Below are 17363 nucleotides of genomic sequence, written 5' to 3'. Positions count from 1 at the left end.
GTTGCTGGTTTGATTAAAATTCGCGTTTAAAACGCCGGAGCTTTACCTTTTGATTATGCTTTTGCTGCTCAAATAGCAAAGTTTTCCGTCATCTGCTTCAGTGCCCTGGACTGCTCGGTCAGCGCCTGCGATGCCGCTGCGGACTGCTCAACGAGCGCCGCATTACCCTGCGTCACGCCATCCATCTGGGTGACAGCAGCGCTGATTTGCATGATGCCCTGCATTTGCTCAACCGAGGCCATTGAAAGACTGTCCATAGTTTCAGCAAGCGTAGCCACGTTGCTCGCAGCCCGCAAAATCGTCTCTGCCGTTCTGGATGCCACCGACACACCGTTATCGACATCCTCAACGGCATGCTCAATCAGCGCCCCAATTTCTTTGGACGCCGTTGCGCTGCGCTGAGCGAGATTTCTGACTTCCGTCGCCACCACGGCGAAGCCACGACCATGCTCGCCGGCACGTGCAGCCTCGACCGCCGCATTCAGCGCCAGAATATTAGTCTGGAAAGCAATCCCTTCTATAACGCTGGTGATTTCCTTTATCTTCAGGGCGTTAGCCGAGATATTCTGCATCGTTTCGCTCATTTCGCCCACGGCAGACTCACCTTCACGTGCCAGTGCTTCCGTCTTTCTTGCTGACGTTGCCGTATGCTCCGCGACCTCGGTATTGTTCCGAACGGTCATCGTCAACTGTTCCATGCTGGCGGCAGTCTGCTGCAACGCCGCCGCCTGCTCCTCGGTACGAGACGATAACTCCATATTGCCCTGCTCGATCTCACCGGCAGCCAGATCCACCGACGTCGCGGCCTCTTTGATTTCCGTGACAAGGGTTTTCAACTGGGTCTGCATGTTGTCCAGAGCCGCAAGCAGCGTGCCGGTTTCATCCATCCGGGTAATACGTATGGTTGAGGTGAGATCGCCAGCGGCAATGGTGTTCGCCGTATTCACGGCCTGCTTTAGCGGTCGGAGAATACTGCGCGACAGCAAAATGCCCGTCAGCAGCGCGGTGACAACCGCCGCAATCATTCCCAGGATTATCATCATGCGCGTACGGAAGCGTTCTTCAGCCAGTCGGGTTTGACGTTCAGCCATAATGCGGTACTCGTCGTTCAACGCTTGCTGAATAACACCCCGCATGGCGTCCATTTGCTCTTTTCCGGTATTACGCTCCAGGCTACTGATGAACGCATCCATATCTTCCCCCCCGCGGGATACGCTCTCTCTTCGCTGGATTAACGGCAGTGCAAATGATCTTTTCCAATCTTCTTCAAGCCTGGAGAGGGTGGTTAATTTTTGCTGCTGCGACGGGTTATCACGCGTAAGCCCTGCAATTTCGTCAACTTTGCTTTTAAACCTCTCATCCCCCTGCGTGAAGGGTTGAAGAACGTCCTGATTGCCGGTGAGCGCAAAACCGCGAATGCCGGTTTCCATGTTGATCAGGTTTTCGGTTACGGAGCGAAGGTTATCGACCACTTTATAGCTATGAACGTTGAGCTTGCTGACGGCCGTCACTCTGTCAAAGCTCAAATAGAGCAGCCCGCAGACGACGGACATTAAAACCACAATTGCGCCAAATGCTATGGTAAGCCGGGTGCCGATGTTGAGATTTTTAAACATGACTCTTCCTTAATAATTAGCATAGGTTCATCTTCTGGAGATGAATTTTAATAACGGCTTATTTTTTGTGGTTAATGGAAATGGGTTTCCACCACGACCACACCCATGCTAATCGGCAGAGAGAATTAATACTTTAGGCTGAGATAAAAATATAATAAACATCTTTTTGCGATGATTCTTATATGCAATAAACGGCCATGTACCAGTCAGCATAAATAATTAAATAAACTTGCGAGCATTATAAAATTGAGATTGGTAAAAGCGCCTAAATTTAAGCACATTTAATATAAATACATTTCAAACTATTAATAAATGTAAATTTCAGTTCTTTTTTTGACCATTTTCGGACTTTCAGACCTATAAAAAACCGGGCGCGGGGCCCGGTTATCTTCTTAGCTAAAAGTGACTTTATGCGCTCAACCCGCGATTCTCCAGCATCGGTTCAATCTTCGGATCGTGTCCGCGCCAGTTTCGATAAAGTTCGGCTAAATCAGCGCTGTTGCCGCGAGACAAAATCGCCTCACGGAATTTCTGCCCGTTTTCACGCGTCAATCCACCCTGTTCGACAAACCACTGATAGCCATCGTCCGCCAGCATTTGTGTCCACAGGTAGGCGTAGTACCCCGCCGCGTAGCCGCCGCCGAAGATATGGGCAAAGTAGCTGCTGCGATAGCGCGGCGGTACAGCGGGCAGATCCAGCCCCTCTTTTTTCAACGCCGCGGCTTCGAATTCTTCAACGTTCGACACGGCTTCGCTGATGCCGTGCCAGTTCATGTCCAGCAGCGCCGCACTCAGCAGCTCCGTCATGTCATAACCCTTGTTGAAATGGGTCGCGTTGAGCATGCTTTCCCGCAGCGCGTCCGGCATGGGGTCACCGGTTTCGTAATGACGGGCATAGTGGCTAAACACCTGAGGATGGCTGGCCCAGTGCTCATTGATTTGCGACGGGAATTCAACGAAATCACGCGGCGTATTGGTACCGGACAGCGTGGCGAACCGCTGGCTGGCAAACAGACCGTGCAGGGTATGGCCAAACTCGTGGAACAGGGTTATCACGTCATCCCAGGAGAGAAGCGCGACGCCGCCGTTACCCGGCTTTTGGTAGTTGCAGACGTTGTAGATCACCGGGCGGGCTGCAAACTCAAAGGACTGCTCGATGAAATTGCCCATCCAGGCCCCGCCCTGCTTGGAATCGCGGGCGAAGAAGTCGCCGTAAAACAGCGCCATGCCCTCACCGGTATGGTCAAAAATTTCCCATACGCGGACGTCAGGGTGATAAACCGGAATGTCGAAACGCTCCACAAAACGAATGCCAAACAGCTGGCTGGCCGCCCAGAATACACCGTCCTGCAATACGGTATTGAGCACAAAATAGGGTCGAATCTGCGATTCATCGAGGGCATATTTCGCCTGGCGCACGCGCTCGGCATAAAAGGCCCAGTCCCAGGCCTGCACGGTGAAGCCACCCTGCTCGTCGTCGATGACCTTCTGAATATCGGCCTGCTCGCGTTCCGCGCGGGCGCGGGCGGCAGGCACAATGCCGCGCATAAATTCCAGCGCGGCGGCCGGGGTTTTCGCCATCTGGTCGGCGATGCTCCAGCTGGCGTAATCCTCAAAGCCGAGCAGGCGGGCCTGGCGCGCCCGCAGCGCCGTAAGGCGCAGGATCAGCGTGCGGGTGTCGTTTTCATCTCCTTTCTGGGTGCGCGTCCAGCCGGCGTTGAACAGGTTTTCGCGCGTCTGCCGATTGCGCAGCGCGGCTAGCGCAGGCTGCTGTGTCGTATTCAGGAGCGGGATCAGCCAGCGGTCGTTAAGCCCTTTTTCCGCGGCGGCCTGCGCTGCGGCGGCAATCTCTTCGGCGCTCAGGCCTTCAAGCTGGTGCGCGTAATCCACCACCAGCCCGCCCGCGTTGTTAGCAGCCAGCAGGCGCTGGTTAAACTGGCTGGTCAGGGAAGCGGCCTCGGTATTCAGCGCCTTCAGCTCGGCTTTTTCCGCTTCATTCAGGCGCGCGCCGGCCAGAATAAAGCGCTGGTACGTCTCCTCGACCAGCCGACGGGATTCAGCATCCAGCGCGGCGCGGTCCTGCCAGACGCTCTCGACGCGGGCGAAAAGAGTGTCGTTCAGCCAGATGTCGTTCGCCAGCGCGGCAAGTTCGGTGGAGAGCTGCTCCTCCAGTTCCTGCAGGTACGCATTGGTATGCGCGGAGGTCATGGCGAAGAAAACGCTGCTGACGCGCGCGAGCATGACGCCGCTTTTCTCCAGCGCCAGCACGGTGTTAGTAAAGTCTGGCGCAGCGGTGTGAGAGACTATCGCCTCTATGTCCGCCCGCTTCTGGCGAAGCGCTTCATCGAAGGCCGGACGATAATGCTCGTCTTTGATGGTATCAAAATGGGGGGCCTGGTAAGGCAGCAGGCTAATGTCAAAAAAGGGGTTGGTGGCCGTCATCTTTCACTCCTCCGAACGAATATCTTCCCAGAGTAGGCCAGGCTGCCATCGCCTGCAACGCCGTCATACAAATGTTGCCTTAACGCACCCTCTGCGGGCGTGCTATGTTAGTACAACACAAAAAGCGTTGAGGAACAGTGAGATGATTATTTTAGTTACCGGGGCAACGGCAGGTTTTGGTGAAAGCATCACGCGTCGCTTCGTCGCCAACGGGCATAAGGTGATTGCAACGGGCCGTCGTCAGGAGCGCCTGCAGGAGCTGAAGGACGATTTAGGTGACAGCATCCTGACCGCGCAGCTGGACGTGCGTAACCGTGCGGCCATTGAAGAGATGATTGCCAGCCTGCCGGCAGAGTGGCGCGCCATCGACGTGCTGGTCAACAACGCCGGTCTGGCGCTGGGCATGGAGCCTGCCCACAAAGCCAGCGTTGAAGACTGGGAAAACATGATTGACACCAACAACAAAGGGCTGGTGTACATGACCCGCGCGGTGCTGCCGGGCATGGTCGAGCGCAACCGCGGCCACATTATCAACATCGGTTCTACCGCCGGGAGCTGGCCTTACGCGGGCGGTAATGTCTACGGCGCGACCAAAGCGTTTGTGCGCCAGTTCAGCCTGAACCTGCGCACCGACCTGCACGGCACCGCCATTCGAGTCACCGATATCGAGCCGGGGCTGGTAGGCGGCACCGAATTCTCCAACGTGCGCTTCAAAGGTGATGACGCGAAAGCGGATAAAACCTACGAAAACGCCAACGCCCTGACGCCGGAAGACGTCACCGAAACGGTCTGGTGGGTCGCAACGCTGCCAAAACACGTCAACATCAATACCGTGGAAATGATGCCGGTCAGCCAGAGTTTTGCCGGACTTAGCGTCCATCGTGGCTAAATAAGCCCTTCCCGGCCCGCGGGCCGGGTCTGTTTCGGGTCATAAAAGAATGGTAGTATGTTCGGGCTAACTCTCTGAGAAATGACAACTCATGGCCGCTGAATCGCAACTCAATCCCACCCAGCCCGTAAACCAGCAAATTTATCGCATTTTGCGACGTGATATTGTCCATTGCCTGATCCCACCGGGAACGCCGCTTTCTGAAAAAGAGGTCTCCGTGCGATTTGACGTGTCCCGTCAGCCGGTGCGTGAAGCGTTTATTAAGCTTGCGGAGAACGGCCTGATTCAGATCCGCCCGCAGCGCGGCAGCTACGTGAACAAAATTTCACTCTCACAGGTGCGCAACGGCTGTTTCGTACGCCAGGCAATTGAATGCGCGGTGGTGCGCCGTGCCGCGACGCTCATTAATGACAACCAGTGTTACCTGCTGGAGCAAAACCTGCATCAGCAGCGCATTGCGATTGACCGTAAACAGCTCAACGATTTCTTCCAGCTTGATGATGAGTTTCACCAGAAGCTGGCGCAAATTGCAGACTGCCAGTTGGCCTGGGATACCATTGAGAACATCAAGGCCACCATTGACCGGGTGCGTTACATGAGCCTCGATCACGTCTCCCCGCCGGAAATGCTGCTCCGCCAGCATCACGATATTTTCAGCGCGCTGGAAAAACGCGACCCGGACGGCGTGGAAAAAGCGATGACCCTGCATCTGCAGGAGATAGGCGAATCAGTGCAGCTTATTCGTCAGGAAAATAGCGAGTGGTTTAGCGAAGAGTGATATTTGCCGCCCTTTTCGCGGGCGGCGCCGTAATTAGCGAACGACTAACACCGGAATTGTGGCGTAGCGCAGAATAGATTCCGCATTTGACCCCAGCAGATGGGTGGTGATGCCCGGATTTTTTGACCCGATGACAATCACGTCATATTCCCCTTCTTTGCTCAGCTTGATAATTTCATCGCGGACGCTGCCAAAACGAACCAGAGTGTGAATATTCTCCGGGGAGATATCGAACAGTCGTTTTAACTCGTTCATTTTCTTCCCGGATTCTGCGCTCATATACTCTTCAAACTTTTTAATATCGGCGTTGAATCCGCGCAGCAGAGACCGGCTGCTGGCAGGCAGAATATTGACCAGGGTAATCGACGCGCCCTCGGCCTTCGCGAGGTTAGCCGCGTGGCGAACCGCTTTGTCGCTTAAATCCATTTCAAACACGTCAACAGGCATCAAAATCTTCTTATACATAAGCCTGACTCCTTATTCCGATGAAGGGTTATTTCCTGCAACCAGAATGGCATCGGGAATATAAACCAATCCTCAACGCTTCTCCGTAGAAACTATCAATAAGTGAAAATAACGGTCTGCTTTGTAAATTGCCGTCGTGAAGCGTCAACGCCCCATGTAATAAAGAAAAAAGTGTGAGTTTGATCAAAAACAAAAACATGACTGGCAGACAGGCGTATTTATAGTGCCCCGTGAACGGCAAAACCTGAAATAGCGCCATAACGGATAGTTTAGAGAGGAGAAAATACCATGATGACATACGACCGTAACCGCAATGCAATCACCACCGGCAGCCGCGTCATGATTAGCGGCACCGGCAAAACCGGCGTGATTAAGGCGATCCACAGCGACGGGCTGGATGCCGCGCAGGTGCGCCGTGGCAAAACGGTGGAAGTGGAAGGATGCGAAGGTAAGTTCGAACCAATTGAACTGATTCGTCTGGGTATGCACTAAATTGTGCGCCGACATGCCGCCGCGAACGGCGGCATGTGTTGAATTACAGGTGCGACACGTACTCCGCCACCGTGGTCTTAGCCCCCTTCTGCAGCAGCGTCTGATACGCGCTCATCACGGCATCTGTGAAGGCTTTTTCTCGCGGCAACTCTTTCCCAAAAATGGCCTCAATGCCGAGCAGCGCGTTAACCCGGTTTTCCCCTTCGGCACTTCCCTTCACCGCCGCCTGAATCACCGCCAGCTGCGGATCGCTCACGTCGATAGCGTTACCCTGTTCGTCCACGCCGCCGACATAGCGCATCCACCCAGCCACGCCCAGCGCCAGCAGTGGGAAAGGCGTCTGGTGCACCAGGTGCCAGCGCGCGGGATCCAGCATCCGCTGCGGAAGCTTCTGGCTGCCGTCCATCGCAATTTGCCAGGTACGGTGGCGCAGGGCCGGGTTACTGTAACGGGCGATCAGCAGGTCAGCGTAGCGTTCTAAATCGACGCCCTTCACTTTCAGGGTCGGCGCCTGCTCGTTGAGCATCAGCGCGTGCGCGGCGACGCGATAGTGTTCGTCTTCCATACACTCATTGATGTGCTGATAACCGGCCAGATAGCCCAGGTAGGCCAGGAAAGAGTGGCTGCCGTTGAGCATGCGCAGCTTCATCTCTTCAAACGGGATCACGTCTGAAACCAGTTCGACTCCGGCTTTTTCCCATTCCGGACGCCCGGCCACAAAGTTATCCTCGATAACCCACTGGCGGAACGGCTCGCAGGCCACCGCCGCCGGATCGCGTACGCCGGTCAGCTGCGCGATTTTATCCAGCGTATCGGGTGTGACCGCCGGTACGATGCGATCCACCATGGTTGACGGGAAGGTGACGTTAGCCTCGATCCAGTCCGCCAGCTCGCCGTCTACCGCCCGGGCGTACGCGCAGGTGACATTGCGCATCACGTGACCGTTCTCCGGCATGTTGTCGCAGGACATCACGCTAAACGCGGGCAGCCCCGCCGCTTTACGGCGCGCCAGCGCTTCCACCACCACGCCCGGCGCGGATTTCGGCTGATGCGGGTTTTGCAGGTCGGCAACGATGAAAGGATGATCGAGCATCAGTTGCCCGGTTGCCGGAGAGTGGCAGTAGCCTTTTTCGGTGATGGTCAGCGAGACAATCGCCACCTGCGGTTCACACATTGCCGCCAGCACGCTTTCCAGCCCGTCGACCTGCGCGTGCAGGGCCTTTTTGACTATGCCAACCACGCGGGACGTCCAGCCATCGGCAGACATTTCCGCTACGGTGTAGAGGTTATCCTGCGCCTTCAGGTCGGCAATCTGCTGCTCGCCGCCAATCAGGTTAACCTCACAGTACCCCCAGTCGCTGCCGTGTTCAGCCGCGAGGATGTCCGCATACACCGCCTGATGCGCGCGGTGAAATGCGCCGAAGCCTAAATGTACAATGCGTGCTTTAAGGCTGTCGCGATCGTACTTAGGCAGCGTCGCGTTGGCCTGTAATAAGGTGTTTTCCATGATTAAGACTCGCTAATTAGAAAGCTGTGGATCGCTGCCGCCCCCAGTCCAGAGCGGCAGCGCCTGCTGACTACACCGACTAGAATGGCAGTCGGGGTAAAAAATTACTGCCATCAACCATACTGATACTGCCGTTTGAGTTTTTGATTTATATTAACTTTTGCTCAGGTGGTGTGACATAAACAAAAAGTTGTGTGATAAGTCACGAAAGATATAAACCACTAGCGTCGCGTGGAGAACGCGCCGTAACCCACGCGCTCTTTCGGCGCGGCCTCCGCGGCATCTTCAGCCGCGCTGAGGTCGCGGTCGCGGACTTCCGGCATCAGGAACGCCGAAACCAGCCCAATCACGGAATAAGCCACCAGCATGGCTACAATCGGCCACCAGGAACCCGTCATATTGCAGAAAATCCCCGCCAGTACCGGGCCAAAGCCCACCGCCACCAGACCGCCCGCCTCTTTCGAGATAGCCATACGGGTAAAGCGATTTCGCGAGCCAAACATCTCCGCCATGGTGATATTTTCCAGCGCAAACAGCCCCAGCACGGCGAAATTATGGATAACGATGATCGAGAGCATGATTGTCCCCGGCGCATAGCTCTTATCGACGATAATCGACAGCATCGGGTACGCCAGAATAATGGCGGAGATATTGAGGATAATGTACGGCAGCCTGCGCCCCACTTTGTCGGAAAGCCAGCCCAGCAGCGGGATGGAGATAAACCCGAGAATAGAACTTATCATCAGCGCGTCGGTGGGAATCGCTTTATCGAACAGCAGCGTCTGGACCAGATAACCCGCGAGGAAGGTCTGGATCAGCCCCGAGTTGCCCGCCTGACCGAAACGCAGGCCGGTCGCCAGCCAGAAGGATTTACTTTTCACCATTGAACCCAGCGAGGTGTCGGGCTGCACGGTTTCTGCATCGTTTACTTTCTCAAAGACCGGGCTCTCCTTGAGGTTCATTCGCAGCCAGATGGCAAAGATCATCACCACGACGCTGGCAAGAAACGGCACGCGCCAGCCCCAGGCGAGCAGCTGTTCACGATCGAGGGCGAAGAACATAATGGCCCAGATCGCCGTGGCGCTCAGCGTCCCGCAGTTAGTCCCCATCGCCACCAGCGAGGAGATAATGCCGCGTTTCCCCTTCGGAGCGTACTCCGCGAGCATCGTGCCAGCGCCAGATATCTCCGCGCCAGCGCCCAGCCCCTGAATAATGCGCAGCGTCACCAGCAGTACGGGCGCAAAAATGCCGATCTGCGCGTAGGTCGGCAGCACGCCAATCAGCGTGGTGCAGATCCCCATCATGGTGATGGTGATAAACAGCACCTTTTTACGACCGATGCTGTCACCCATTCTGCCGAAGATGAAAGCCCCGACGATACGCGCGATATAGCCCGCGCCGTAGGTTCCCATCGCCAGAATCAGCGCCATCGCGGCCGACTGTTCCGGGAAGAAGATTTCATGAAATACCAGCGCCGCCCCCAGCGAGTAGAGCTGGAAATCCATAAACTCCAGCGCGGTGCCCAGCCAGCCGGAGACGGCGGCTTTCACCAGATCTGAGGTGGTTCTTTGAGGTTGTGCTTGCGTCATAATGGCTATCTCTAAAAGGTAAGATGCGTACCACTGAGAGCCCGTCTTCGCGGGCTCTTAACCGCGTGTAGGGTTATTGCCCGAACGTCAGTAAAACCTTGCAGCACTGCCGCTGGTCTTTTTCAAACAGTTCGATGGCGTCTGTTACATGGTGATAGTCAAAGGTATGGGTGATCAGTTTTTCCGGATCGATCAGCCCTTTTTCAAGCCAGTCGATGACGACCGGGAATTTGTTGGCATTGAGGCGCGAGGAGAAGATCGCCAGCTCTTTACCGGTAATCCCCTGCTGGACTATCTGGCTCGGCTCGCTGGAGAAGCCCATCAGCACGATGCGCGCCGCCGGGGAAGCCAGGGTGACCGCCTCCTGCAAAATCGACGGATGACAGGCGGCATCAATAATCAGCGTCGGCTTGATGCCTTTTTCGTCCAGCGCGGCCTGCAGCGACGTTTCGTCGTTATTAAAGACCCAGTCCGCGCCGCTGCGCTGGGCCATGGCCAGACGCTCATTGATTCTGTCGACGACGATAACCTGCTTCACGTTGTAGACGCCCTTCAGCGCCTGTACGGTGACCAGTCCCATCGGCCCTGCGCCGTAGATCAGCGCAACGTCCTGTTCGGTAGGGCTAGCCTGCCCCGTCACGTTGGCGGCAATGGTGAAAGGTTCAACCATCACGGCGTGTTTATCCGGGATCGCATCCGGGATGCGCCAGGCATTTTTAGCGGGCACGGCGGCATATTCGCTGAATCCGCCGTCGCGGTGGACGCCCAGCACCACCAGCGAGGTGCAGACGTTAGGCTTGCCGACGGAGCACGGGTAGCAGTGCCCGCAGCTGATCACCGGATCCACCGAAACGCGCTCCCCTAACCGGGACGGTTCTACGCCCTCGCCCACGGCGTCGATCGTGCCAAAAAACTCGTGGCCAATCACGCGCGGATATTTTGCAAACGGATTATGCCCGCGGTAGATGTGGCTGTCTGACCCGCAGATCCCGGCCAGCTTGATTTTGACGCGGACTTCCCCTGCGCCTGGCTCCGGGCGCGGACGCTCTTCAATCACCAGCTGGTTCGGCTGTTGAATCACTACGCTTTTCATCGTTTGCTCCTCGGTTACCAGTTCCACAGCGTGCCGTCTTCGAGACGGGCCACCGGCAGATAGGCCGGATCGTACGGGTATTTCGCCGCCAGCTTTTCATCAAACTCAATGCCCAGCCCCGGCTTCTCGCCCGGGTGCATATAGCCGTTATCAAAGCGCCAGCTGTGCGGGAAGACTTCCAGCATCTGTTCGGAGTATCCCATATATTCCTGCACGCCGAAGTTCGGCACCCACAGGTCGAAATGCAGCGCGGCCGCGTGGCAGATCGGCGACAGATCGGACGGGCCGTGCGAGCCGGTACGCACCTGATAGAGCGACGCGAAGTCCGCGATGCGGCGCATCCCGGTGATCCCCCCCGCATGGGTAATAGTGGTGCGGATATAGTCGATAAGCTGCTCTTCTATAAGCTGCTTGCAGTCCCAGATGCTGTTGAACACCTCGCCCACCGCAATTGGCGTGACGGTATGCTGGCGGATCAGGCGGAAGCACTCCTGGTTTTCCGCAGGCGTTGGGTCTTCCATCCAGAACATGCGGAACGCTTCGATACTCTTGCCGAAGCGCGCCGCTTCGATGGGCGTCAGGCGGTGGTGCATGTCGTGCAGGAGATGCTCATTGAAGCCAAATTTACTGCGCACCGCGTCAAACAGTTTTGGCGTGAAATCGAGGTATTTCTCGGTGGACCAGAACTGCTCTTCCGGCCAGTCGCCTTTGGTGGCGGGCTCGTAGGCCAACCCCTTCCCTTTAGCCATGCCGTAGGTGGTTTTCATACCCGGCACGCCGCACTGGACGCGGATCGCCTTAAAGCCCATCTCCTTATGGCGGGCGTAATCTTCCAGCACGTCGTCAATGGTGTGCCCGGTGGTGTGGCAGTAGACCATTACGCCCTCACGGGATGCGCCGCCCAGCAGCTGGTAGAGCGGCATATTGGCCGCTTTGGCTTTGATGTCCCAGAGCGCCATATCCACGGCGGAGATAGCCGACATGGTGACCGGCCCGCGGCGCCAGTAGGCGCCCTTATAGAAGAATTGCCAGATATCTTCGATACGGTGCGCGTCGCGGCCAATCAGCTGCGGGCAGAGATGATCTTTCAGATAGGAAGCAACGGAGAGCTCACGCCCGTTCAGCGTGGCGTCACCGAGGCCGACAATCCCCTCATCGGTGGTGATTTTAAGGGTGACAAAGTTTCGCCCCGGGCAGGTAACAAACACGTCAGCCGCGACAATCTTCATAATTCCTTTCCTTACATCGTTCGTTGTGATGCTGGAAATTTACCCACCAACCCTACTACCATACAAGTATAATGATCATAAAATCAGCTAACGATCACAAAACCCGGGGGGCTCAAGCACGGCCCCATCCCGCCACAATAATCAGCATACCGCACAGGGCAATCAGCGCCCCGGCCCAGTCATATGCGCTGAGTTTGACGCCGTCCACCACGCGCAACCACAGCAGCGCCGTGCAGACATAGACGCCGCCGTAAGCCGCGTAAACGCGCCCACTGGCCGCCGGATGCAGCGTTAACAGCCAGACAAACAGAGCCAGCGCGACGCCCGCCGGGATCAGCAGCAGTGCGCTTCCCCCCTTCTTCAGCCAGAGCCAGGGCAGGAAGCAACCGATGATTTCGCATAGCGCGGTGGCAAAAAAAAGCAGCGTCGTTTTGAGCATATTTCACGTCAGGTGAGGATTTATTTAACCATCTTACCTGATGATGCCCTTTACTTTTCCATACTTGCTCCGCGGGTATGCCGTTATTGCTCTTTGGTGTAGAATCTGAACGGGGAAACTTGCTCATCTGCACCCATTTAAAAGGAAACGCTATGACTACATTAAGCAAACGCCTTTGTCTGACAGCCCTGCTGGCGCTGTCATCGTTCGTCTTTGCCGCCTCTGCGACAGCGGAAACCAGCAAGCTCATTATTGAGTCTGGTGACAGCGCGCAAAGCCGCCAGAACGCCGCGATGGACAAAGAACAATGGAATGACACCCGCAGCCTTCGTCAGAAGGTCAACAAACGTGCTGAAAAAGAGTGGGACAAAGAAGACGTCGCCTTTGACGCACGCGATAAGTGTCAGCAAAGTGCGAACGTCAATGCCTACTGGGAGCCGAACACCCTGCGCTGCCTGGATCGCCGCACTGGTCGTACGGTAGCCCCATAATGTCGGCGCCCTGTGACGTAAAACTCCGGCCGCTGGAGCGTGAAGACCTGCGCTTTGTCCACCAGCTTGACAATAACGCCAGCGTGATGCGCTACTGGTTCGAAGAGCCGTACGAGGCCTTTGTCGAGTTGTCGGATCTTTACGACAAGCACATTCACGATCAGAGCGAACGTCGTTTTGTGGTGGAGTGTGAAGGCGACAAAGCCGGGCTGGTGGAGCTGGTTGAGATCAACCACGTTCACCGCCGGGCGGAGTTCCAGATCATTATTTCGCCGGAGCACCAGGGGAAAGGCCTGGCCTCCCGGGCGGCGAAGCTGGCGATGGATTACGGATTCAACGTCCTGAATCTCTACAAGCTTTATCTGATCGTGGATAAAGAGAACGAAAAAGCGATCCATATCTACCGCAAGCTGGGCTTTATGGTAGAAGGCGAGCTGATTCATGAGTTCTTTATCAACGGTGAATACCGCAATACCATCCGCATGTGCATTTTCCAGCATCAGCATCTGGCCGGTCACAAGCCGTCAGGCGCCAGCCTGCTGAAACCTACCGCGCAGTAGCCTGCGCGGTTTCATTCTCAGTAATACTCAATCGTGTTTTTGATGGTGTACTTACGCTCAACGGCGGGTTTGACGCTGTCGTCCGTGATCGTCAGATCGCAGCTCACCGGATTATTGTGGCGATCGTAGTCGCAGCTCTGCGTCACGTTGCCCAGCGGCTTATCGTTTAACAGGCTCACGGCCGAGTAATCCATTCTTTTGCGCAGATCCTTAGACGGCGTCGACTGTACCGATAAATGCTGATCCCCGGAGACGGTGGTTTTGCCCAGCGGGTAGCCATCCGCATCGTAGCGGTACTTCACCTCCATCTCTTTACCATGTGCGGCCACCACGAAGCCGTTGTCGTCGGTATCCCACGTCACCCCGGCTGACGGCAGTTCGGCCAGCTGGCATTTGCCCTGCAGCTTCACCTTACGCTGCTGGGTTTCTGCATCGATGTAGTAGTTGGCATCCAGCACCAGCGCTACGCCCGTGTTAGCCTCCAGGTCGTGCAGCTCCAGCGTATCGAAACACCCTTCCGCCGACACGGTGCCGGTGACCCGTTTGGACACTTCACCCTTCTCGTTGAACAGCGTCTGGGTAAAATCCTTGACCGGGCCGCGAAGAGGGTCGAAATCAAATTCGTTCGAAAAACTCGCCATCTCGGGCGTAAACGACAGCGGCGCGGAGTTGTTATCACACCCTGCGAGAGTAGCTGCCAGGAGCGTTATCGCTGCATATTTCTTCACATTCTTTACCAATACAGAGAGATTATTCCCAATCATATTAGCAAATACAGTTGTTTACACGAAGCCTGCTAAAATTAATCTCTACACAGAGAAAAGGAGCTACAGATGAAACGGTTACCCTGGATTACCGCCCTGCTGTTAATGAGTGCCTCAACGGCCGCGCTGGCGGCACCGGACTCCTGCGAGCGCGTGAAAAGCGACATTCAGCAGAAGATCATCAACAACGGCGTGCCGGAGTCAGGTTTTACGCTGAACATTGTGCCGAACGATCAGGCTGACCAGCCGGACGCTCAGGTGGTGGGCCACTGTGCCAACGACACCTTTAAAATTTTGTACACCCGTACGGGCAGCGGGGCGGCGTCCGGCAATCAGGATAATGCGCCGGCTGAACCTCAGTAAATCACCGTCAATCCCCTTTGATTTGACAAGGATTAATATTTAATACCTCCAAATAAGTAACACTCACCCCATCATTAGCCCGGTTATCGTTTCGGGAAAAATAATATGTAATCACAATGGTGGGGTGAGCCATGTCCGATATCGAACATCACGGCGGGATTAGCCGTCGAACACTCGTGAAATCTACGGCGATAGGTTCTCTGGCGCTTGCCGCTGGCGGAATTTCGTTGCCTTTTGGACTGAAAAGCGCCGCAGCCGCGGTACAAAATGCAATGAAACCGGCAGAAGATAAAGTGGTCTGGGGCGCCTGTTCGGTCAACTGCGGCAGCCGCTGTGCGCTGCGTCTGCACGTCCGCGATGACGAAGTGCACTGGGTCGAAACGGATAACACCGGTGAGGATATCTACGGCAATCACCAGGTGCGGGCCTGCCTGCGCGGGCGCTCCATTCGCCGCCGCATCAACCACCCTGACCGTCTGAACTACCCGATGAAACGCGTGGGTAAGCGGGGTGAAGGCAAGTTCGAGCGCATCAGCTGGGACGAAGCGCTGAACGCCATCACCACCAGCCTGAAAGACGTGGTCAGCAAGTACGGCAACGAAGCGGTGTATATTAATTACTCCTCCGGGATTGTCGGCGGCAATATCACCCGCTCCTCCCCTTACGCTTCGCTGGTGGCGCGCCTGATGAATTGCTACGGCGGTTTCCTGAGCCACTACGGCACCTACAGCACGGCGCAAATCGCCTGCGCGATGCCTTATACCTACGGCAGCAACGACGGCAACAGCACCTCGGATATCGAAAATACCAAACTGGTGGTGATGTTCGGCAATAACCCGGCGGAAACGCGCATGAGCGGCGGCGGGATTACTTACTATCTGGAGCAGGCCCGCGAGCGTTCTAACGCACGTATGATTGTCATCGACCCGCGCTACACCGATACGGCAGCCGGACGCGAAGACGAGTGGATCCCGATCCGTCCGGGTACCGATGCCGCCCTGGTGGCGGGGATTGCCTGGGTATTGATCGACGAAAACCTGGTTGACCAGCCGTTCCTGGACAAATACTGCGTTGGCTACGACGAAAAAACGCTGCCGGAAGGTGCCCCCGCGAATGGTCACTATAAAGCGTACATTCTCGGCCAGGGTGAGGACAACACGGCGAAAACGCCGGAGTGGGCCTCGCGCATCACCGGCATTCCTGCAGACCGCATCATTAAACTGGCCCGCGAGATTGGATCCGCGAAGCCGGCCTATATCTGCCAGGGCTGGGGACCACAGCGTCAGGCGAACGGTGAACTGACCTCCCGCGCCATCGCGATGCTGCCGATTCTGACCGGCAACGTGGGGATCAACGGCGGCAACAGTGGCGCCCGTGAATCGACCTACACCATCACTATCGAACGTATGCCGCTGCCGGAAAACCCGGTCAAAACGCAAATTTCCTGCTTCAGCTGGACGGACGCCATCGCCCGTGGCCCGGAAATGACCGCTCTGCGCGACGGGGTACGCGGTAAAGATAAGCTGGACGTACCGATTAAGTTCATCTGGAACTATGCGGGCAACACCATTATTAACCAGCACTCCGATATCAATAAAACCCACGATATTCTGCAGGACGAAAGTAAGTGCGAAACCATCGTGGTGATCGACAACTTTATGACCTCATCGGCGAAATACGCCGATATCCTGCTGCCAGATTTAATGACCGTCGAGCAGGAAGACATTATCCCTAACGATTACGCCGGGAACATGGGTTACCTGATTTTTCTCCAGCCCGTGACCGCGCCGAAGTTTGAGCGCAAGCCTATCTACTGGATCATGAGCGAAGTGGCGAAACGCCTCGGACCGGATATCCATCAGAAATTTACCGAAGGGCGAACGCAGGAAGAGTGGCTGCAGTATCTGTATGCCAAAATGCTCGCAAAAGATCCCACGCTGCCGTCCTATGACGAGCTGAAAAAAATGGGCATCTATAAGCGCAAAGATCCGAACGGACACTTTGTGGCCTATAAAAAATTCCGCGAGAACCCGGAAGCCAACCCGCTGAAAACGCCCTCAGGCAAGATTGAAATTTATTCCAGCAAGCTGGCGGATATTGCGGCGACCTGGGAGCTGGCAAAAGATGAGACCATCAGCCCGCTGCCCGTCTACGCATCCACCTTTGACGGCTGGGATGCGCCCGAGCGCGCGCAGTTCCCGCTGCAGCTGTTTGGCTTCCATTTTAAAGCCCGCACCCACTCGAGCTACGGTAACGTCGACGTGCTGCAAGCGGCCTGCCGCCAGGAGGTCTGGCTGAATCCCGTTGATGCCGCGAAACGTGGCATTAAAAACGGCGATACGGTGCGCGTCTTTAACGATCGCGGTGAGGTGAGAATAGAAGCGAAAGTCACGCCGCGCATCATGCCAGGCGTAAGCGCCATGGGCCAGGGAGCCTGGCACGATGCCAATATGAATGACGATCGTATCGACCACGGCTCGTGTATCAACACCCTGACCACGCACCGCCCGTCACCGCTGGCAAAAGGCAACCCGCAGCACACCAATCTGGTGCAGATTGAGAAGGTGTAAGGGGTGAATTCTATGACCCTGGTTTATGCTTTGGTCTGTATTAATGGTTAATCACGTCGCGCGGACATAACCGCGC

General features: G+C 56.0%; 16 protein-coding genes. 7 read left to right on the top strand and 9 right to left on the bottom strand.

Annotated elements, in window-relative coordinates; translation table 11 throughout:
- Window positions 1-68 precede the first annotated feature (68 nt).
- Window positions 69-1616: a methyl-accepting chemotaxis protein gene (locus IB212_RS10390; protein ID WP_041910203.1), complete on the bottom strand. Its 1548-nt coding sequence runs from the start codon at window positions 1614-1616 to the stop codon at window positions 69-71.
- Between the two features lie 408 nt (window positions 1617-2024).
- Entirely contained in the window at window positions 2025-4058 is a 2034-nt protein-coding gene (gene dcp, locus IB212_RS10385; RefSeq protein WP_041910205.1) for a peptidyl-dipeptidase Dcp, read from the bottom strand.
- 142 nt (window positions 4059-4200) lie between these two features.
- Between dcp and ydfG the strand changes: the two genes are divergently transcribed.
- Both ydfG and IB212_RS10375 read left to right on the top strand, forming a co-directional pair.
- Window positions 4201-4947 carry a bifunctional NADP-dependent 3-hydroxy acid dehydrogenase/3-hydroxypropionate dehydrogenase YdfG gene (ydfG, locus tag IB212_RS10380; RefSeq protein ID WP_028013011.1) on the top strand — a complete coding sequence of 249 codons (747 nt, stop codon included), beginning with the start codon at window positions 4201-4203 and terminating at the stop codon, window positions 4945-4947.
- Window positions 4948-5038: 91 nt separating this feature from the next.
- A complete protein-coding gene (locus IB212_RS10375) occupies window positions 5039-5725 on the top strand; it encodes a GntR family transcriptional regulator (RefSeq protein WP_028013010.1) in 687 nt (228 codons plus the stop codon).
- Between the two features lie 33 nt (window positions 5726-5758).
- Here the strand turns inward: IB212_RS10375 and IB212_RS10370 are convergent, their stop codons facing one another.
- Window positions 5759-6190 carry a universal stress protein gene (locus IB212_RS10370; protein ID WP_041910207.1) on the bottom strand — a complete coding sequence of 144 codons (432 nt, stop codon included), beginning with the start codon at window positions 6188-6190 and terminating at the stop codon, window positions 5759-5761.
- Window positions 6191-6478: 288 nt separating this feature from the next.
- Here IB212_RS10370 and ydfZ point away from each other — a divergent pair, with 288 nt between their 5' ends.
- The gene (gene ydfZ, locus IB212_RS10365) at window positions 6479-6682 is read left to right on the top strand and encodes a putative selenium delivery protein YdfZ (RefSeq protein ID WP_028013008.1); all 204 of its coding nucleotides are present in this window, start codon (window positions 6479-6481) and stop codon (window positions 6680-6682) included.
- A 43-nt stretch (window positions 6683-6725) separates the two neighbouring features.
- Here the strand turns inward: ydfZ and IB212_RS10360 are convergent, their stop codons facing one another.
- The 5 genes from IB212_RS10360 to IB212_RS10340 all read right to left on the bottom strand — a co-directional run bounded on the left by IB212_RS10360 (window position 6726) and on the right by IB212_RS10340 (window position 12539).
- Window positions 6726-8189 carry a mannitol dehydrogenase family protein gene (locus tag IB212_RS10360; RefSeq protein WP_041910209.1) on the bottom strand — a complete coding sequence of 488 codons (1464 nt, stop codon included), beginning with the start codon at window positions 8187-8189 and terminating at the stop codon, window positions 6726-6728.
- 221 nt (window positions 8190-8410) lie between these two features.
- A complete protein-coding gene (locus tag IB212_RS10355) occupies window positions 8411-9778 on the bottom strand; it encodes an MFS transporter (protein ID WP_041910211.1) in 1368 nt (455 codons plus the stop codon).
- A gap of 73 nt (window positions 9779-9851) precedes the next feature.
- Complete coding sequence (locus tag IB212_RS10350) at window positions 9852-10871, bottom strand: Zn-dependent oxidoreductase (protein ID WP_041910213.1); 1020 nt, start codon at window positions 10869-10871, stop codon at window positions 9852-9854.
- Window positions 10872-10885: 14 nt separating this feature from the next.
- The gene (gene manD / locus IB212_RS10345) at window positions 10886-12100 is read right to left on the bottom strand and encodes a D-mannonate dehydratase ManD (RefSeq protein WP_041910215.1); all 1215 of its coding nucleotides are present in this window, start codon (window positions 12098-12100) and stop codon (window positions 10886-10888) included.
- Between the two features lie 112 nt (window positions 12101-12212).
- Window positions 12213-12539 carry a YnfA family protein gene (locus tag IB212_RS10340; protein ID WP_025757996.1) on the bottom strand — a complete coding sequence of 109 codons (327 nt, stop codon included), beginning with the start codon at window positions 12537-12539 and terminating at the stop codon, window positions 12213-12215.
- A 152-nt stretch (window positions 12540-12691) separates the two neighbouring features.
- Here IB212_RS10340 and IB212_RS10335 point away from each other — a divergent pair, with 152 nt between their 5' ends.
- Both IB212_RS10335 and speG read left to right on the top strand, forming a co-directional pair.
- Complete coding sequence (locus IB212_RS10335; RefSeq protein WP_041910218.1) at window positions 12692-13030, top strand: DUF1283 family protein; 339 nt, start codon at window positions 12692-12694, stop codon at window positions 13028-13030.
- Window positions 13030-13590 (top strand): spermidine N1-acetyltransferase, encoded by a 561-nt coding sequence (gene speG / locus IB212_RS10330; RefSeq protein ID WP_041910220.1) that lies wholly within the window; start codon window positions 13030-13032, stop codon window positions 13588-13590. Before IB212_RS10335 ends, speG begins: the two co-directional genes overlap by 1 nt.
- Before the next feature lie 17 nt (window positions 13591-13607).
- Here speG and IB212_RS10325 read toward each other — a convergent pair whose 3' ends face one another.
- Window positions 13608-14354 carry a YnfC family lipoprotein gene (locus IB212_RS10325; RefSeq protein WP_032644870.1) on the bottom strand — a complete coding sequence of 249 codons (747 nt, stop codon included), beginning with the start codon at window positions 14352-14354 and terminating at the stop codon, window positions 13608-13610.
- 69 nt (window positions 14355-14423) lie between these two features.
- Between IB212_RS10325 and IB212_RS10320 the strand changes: the two genes are divergently transcribed.
- On the top strand, window positions 14424-14717 hold the full coding sequence (locus IB212_RS10320) for a DUF1161 domain-containing protein (protein WP_028013000.1): 294 nt from the start codon (window positions 14424-14426) through the stop codon (window positions 14715-14717).
- A gap of 131 nt (window positions 14718-14848) precedes the next feature.
- A complete protein-coding gene (gene ynfE, locus IB212_RS10315; RefSeq protein WP_041910223.1) occupies window positions 14849-17287 on the top strand; it encodes a selenate/tellurate reductase subunit YnfE in 2439 nt (812 codons plus the stop codon).
- Window positions 17288-17363 lie beyond the last annotated feature (76 nt).

It is taken from the genome of Enterobacter sp. E12, assembly GCF_014596715.2.
GTDB classification, from domain to species: domain Bacteria; phylum Pseudomonadota; class Gammaproteobacteria; order Enterobacterales; family Enterobacteriaceae; genus Enterobacter; species Enterobacter bugandensis.
Note: the sequence above shows the minus strand (reverse complement) of the source record. Positions and strands in the feature narration are given on the sequence as shown.

Coding starts and splice junctions, on each gene's coding strand:
- ynfE (WP_041910223.1), top strand. CDS start 14,849: ATGTCCGATATCGAACATCACGGCGGGATTAGCCGTCGAACACTCGTG.
- IB212_RS10370 (WP_041910207.1), bottom strand. CDS start 6,190: ATGTATAAGAAGATTTTGATGCCTGTTGACGTGTTTGAAATGGATTTA.
- manD (WP_041910215.1), bottom strand. CDS start 12,100: ATGAAGATTGTCGCGGCTGACGTGTTTGTTACCTGCCCGGGGCGAAAC.
- IB212_RS10375 (WP_028013010.1), top strand. CDS start 5,039: ATGGCCGCTGAATCGCAACTCAATCCCACCCAGCCCGTAAACCAGCAA.
- IB212_RS10390 (WP_041910203.1), bottom strand. CDS start 1,616: ATGTTTAAAAATCTCAACATCGGCACCCGGCTTACCATAGCATTTGGC.
- IB212_RS10335 (WP_041910218.1), top strand. CDS start 12,692: ATGACTACATTAAGCAAACGCCTTTGTCTGACAGCCCTGCTGGCGCTG.
- dcp (WP_041910205.1), bottom strand. CDS start 4,058: ATGACGGCCACCAACCCCTTTTTTGACATTAGCCTGCTGCCTTACCAG.
- ydfZ (WP_028013008.1), top strand. CDS start 6,479: ATGATGACATACGACCGTAACCGCAATGCAATCACCACCGGCAGCCGC.
- IB212_RS10355 (WP_041910211.1), bottom strand. CDS start 9,778: ATGACGCAAGCACAACCTCAAAGAACCACCTCAGATCTGGTGAAAGCC.
- IB212_RS10340 (WP_025757996.1), bottom strand. CDS start 12,539: ATGCTCAAAACGACGCTGCTTTTTTTTGCCACCGCGCTATGCGAAATC.
- ydfG (WP_028013011.1), top strand. CDS start 4,201: ATGATTATTTTAGTTACCGGGGCAACGGCAGGTTTTGGTGAAAGCATC.
- speG (WP_041910220.1), top strand. CDS start 13,030: ATGTCGGCGCCCTGTGACGTAAAACTCCGGCCGCTGGAGCGTGAAGAC.
- IB212_RS10360 (WP_041910209.1), bottom strand. CDS start 8,189: ATGGAAAACACCTTATTACAGGCCAACGCGACGCTGCCTAAGTACGAT.
- IB212_RS10350 (WP_041910213.1), bottom strand. CDS start 10,871: ATGAAAAGCGTAGTGATTCAACAGCCGAACCAGCTGGTGATTGAAGAG.
- IB212_RS10320 (WP_028013000.1), top strand. CDS start 14,424: ATGAAACGGTTACCCTGGATTACCGCCCTGCTGTTAATGAGTGCCTCA.
- IB212_RS10325 (WP_032644870.1), bottom strand. CDS start 14,354: ATGATTGGGAATAATCTCTCTGTATTGGTAAAGAATGTGAAGAAATAT.